The organism is Pseudomonas putida (assembly GCF_002906855.1).
GTDB lineage: Bacteria > Pseudomonadota > Gammaproteobacteria > Pseudomonadales > Pseudomonadaceae > Aquipseudomonas > Aquipseudomonas putida_N.
Window position 1 is genome coordinate 1 of the sequence record NZ_MINI01000042.1, and the last position, 2,758, is coordinate 2,758.

A 2,758-nucleotide genomic window follows, 5' to 3' on the forward strand; every position below is an offset into this window, starting at 1 on the left:
ATTTAAAGCAGGTGAATCAGTAAAATATTCCAAGCATAAACATCCTGCAACCCGCCGCCAAAACAACCTCAAAGCTGCGTTGGCATCCTTGACAACAGCGTGTTGTGATGGCATAAACGACAACATGATTGCCGCGGTACTTGTGGAACGTTCGAAAACTGTTTTGCCAGATGGTGCGATTGTCGAGATCGTCGTGTGGAAGGTGCCAGAACCCGTTCCCGGTAGCACGCACCTGTTCAAGTATCGACTGTTTTTTGGCAAGGATGGTCGGCGCATCGTCGGTTTCGACAACGAACGCGGCAAAGGCGATCATTGCCATCTCGACGGCGACGAGCATCCTTACATGTTCACAACGACCGATGCCCTCCTGTCCGACTTTCGGAAGGAGATAATCAAGAGGAGGAAGAAGCCATGAGAGAAGCCTTGATTCAAATCAGAGCAGACAGCGAAGCTGCCCTCAATGAGGTTTTTGAAAGGGCAACGAACGCCATGCGTTCAGGCAATCCCTCAGAGCCCGTGGCAGTCTTCACCTTTTCGTCGCCCGCACAGCTTTTTTCTGTCATCACCCCCAAAAGGTGGGAATTGATTGAACATCTTCAGAAGATCGGTCCATCGAGCATACGCGGACTTGCCCGATCCGTCGAACGTGACGTTAAGCGTGTCCACGAGGACGTGTCCGCATTGTCGGACTGGGGTATATTCGAACAAACCGAAGACGGAAAGGTTCACGTACCCTACGAAGTCATCCACGCGAATTTCGACCTCAGAGCGGCAGCCTGATCAGGGACCGCAACGCAAACCATCGCCGGGTCAATATGATCGAGGCCCTTAAGATGTCGACGGCGAGGGTTTCCGACGAAGTTCATCGTCTGCCTAACGTGTTCCAGACTCTGCGGGGCTTGATCGATCGCGATCGCCGCCGGACGGCGCACCGGTCAGTTCCTGCTACTCGGCTCGGCTTCCATCGATCTCAAACAATCTGGAGAAACACTGGCTGGCCGCATAGCATATCTTGAAATGCAGCCTATCGATGGATTGGAAGTGCCGGCAAATGCAATGGACAAACTTTGGCTAAGGGGTGGATTTCCCGATAGTTTCCTTGCTTCCAGCGACAGTGGGAGCACCACTTCTGACCGCATGGCGGGGGCTTCCTAGTGCGGCTGCGGAACACGGTTTGCGTCTCGGTGCCCAACTTGGAGGCAACCGCTGCACGAACGTTCATGGCGACGGCATCCAGCATGAATGTATAGCGGCTTGCAGCTATAAGAGGAGCCCACACCTTGAACGCCTGTAATTTTGACGCTATATTACGTCAGTATCTCTGGCTTATCAAAGGAGACGATCATGGCTCTCGCACAATATGCTGACAAAGGGCTGTTCGCGCCAAGAAAAATCGCCGACGTCCTTCATACAACAAGTGACGATATCGCACGCAGTGCCGGGTTGGGCAAAGATTCCGTACAGCGCAAAGAACGCATCAAGTCGGACAAGACCCAACGGCGACTGCGCGAAATGATCGAAGTCATCAACAAGGTGGAGGCCCGTTTCGGATCTGCACTCATGGCATATGCCTGGTATCGTTCAGAGCCTCTCTCAGGCTTTTCAGGCCACACAGCAATGCAGCTCGTCCGAGACGGGCGCGCTCACGAAGTACTCGAGTACATCGACGCGATAGACGCTGGCGTGCATGCCTGACGGCCTGATGCACTACCAGGGTAAACTCTACCGAGCGCTTAATCCCGTTTTCGCTCGTGAGCCGCTCTCCGGGCGAGGTGCCGAGATTTATGGCGGCAGATTCAATCCAAAAGGCATGCCTGCACTCTACACGTCAGTGACAGTCATCACGGCATTGAAGGAAGCAAATCAGGCGGGCAGCTTACAGCCTACAACTGTTGTCTCCTACGATGCCGACATCACACCCCTGTTTGATACTCGCGATGGCGCCCTGCTTCATGATCATGGTATTGACGGTCAAACTCTCAGCACCCCGACTTGGCGAGATGACATGAATGTGTTCGGTGAAGCCCCCACACAACGTCTTGCCCGGTCTCTGAAAAACGAGGGCTTTTGCGGTTTGATCGTCAGGAGCTTTGCTCCGGGGGCGACTGATATCGACCTGAACGTCGTCCTTTGGACATGGGGAGACACCGTTTCACATCAGTTGATCCTAATCGATGATGAGCAGCGCTTGTCACGCTGAAACCGCTGTGAAATCTCCGTGGGCGGCAAGAATGCATCTAAAACACCCATTATAATGGGTCAATTAATTGAAAATCCGCCGTCGCATCTAACCGCAGACAACTAGCTACCCGACGTGTTTTCTTCCAGTAGTGCCGATCTCAATACGGCCTGTTGTTCTGGGCTCACAATAAATGCCAAGCGCGCGACTGGTGTTTCTCAGCATCGTTCGCAGGATTTCAGGCTGCTCCTTCAGCTCCGGCTGGGCGATAAGTGTCATGCCACAGCGTTTTGTCGTTTCCGTCACCGTGACCTCAACTGCGCCGAAACTGATGGCGTCGCCGATCCAGCTAAATTCTGAAAAGCCGGACATGTCTTCCGTTTCAAGTAGGATGTTGGGACGAAAACGCAGTCGGTCGATAGTGCTTTGTGGCGTCATCCGCTGCAGTTTGCACAACGAGGAGGTAGTCACTAAATGCAGGGGCGATACCGAATAGCGATTTCTGATTTGCGGAACAGAGGGTGCCAGAGGATCCGCCTCGGCATAACTGCCGATCTCCACTTCAAATCCGAAATGCAC

Annotated in this window: 5 protein-coding genes; 4 read left to right on the forward strand and 1 reads right to left on the reverse strand. The window is 53.4% G+C overall.

Annotation, left to right across the window (positions count from 1 at the left end):
• From BGP85_RS22140 to BGP85_RS22160, 4 genes are all read left to right on the forward strand, one after another.
• A partial coding sequence (locus BGP85_RS22140; RefSeq protein ID WP_219811577.1) for a toxin-antitoxin system TumE family protein occupies positions 1–415 on the forward strand: 415 nt, incomplete at its 5' end.
• Positions 412–780, forward strand: a complete 369-nt coding sequence (locus BGP85_RS22145) for an HVO_A0114 family putative DNA-binding protein (RefSeq protein ID WP_004444360.1) — start codon at positions 412–414, stop codon at positions 778–780. The genes BGP85_RS22140 and BGP85_RS22145, both read left to right, overlap by 4 nt.
• A 564-nt stretch (positions 781–1,344) precedes the next feature.
• Complete coding sequence (locus tag BGP85_RS22155) at positions 1,345–1,695, forward strand: MbcA/ParS/Xre antitoxin family protein (protein ID WP_103466536.1); 351 nt, start codon at positions 1,345–1,347, stop codon at positions 1,693–1,695.
• The gene (locus BGP85_RS22160) at positions 1,688–2,200 is read left to right on the forward strand and encodes an RES family NAD+ phosphorylase (protein WP_219811578.1); all 513 of its coding nucleotides are present in this window, start codon (positions 1,688–1,690) and stop codon (positions 2,198–2,200) included. The genes BGP85_RS22155 and BGP85_RS22160 overlap by 8 nt, the downstream gene beginning before the upstream one ends.
• A gap of 105 nt (positions 2,201–2,305) precedes the next feature.
• Here BGP85_RS22160 and BGP85_RS22165 read toward each other — a convergent pair.
• Positions 2,306–2,758: MOSC domain-containing protein (locus BGP85_RS22165; RefSeq protein WP_181005071.1), on the reverse strand; the 453-nt coding region annotated here is incomplete at its 5' end.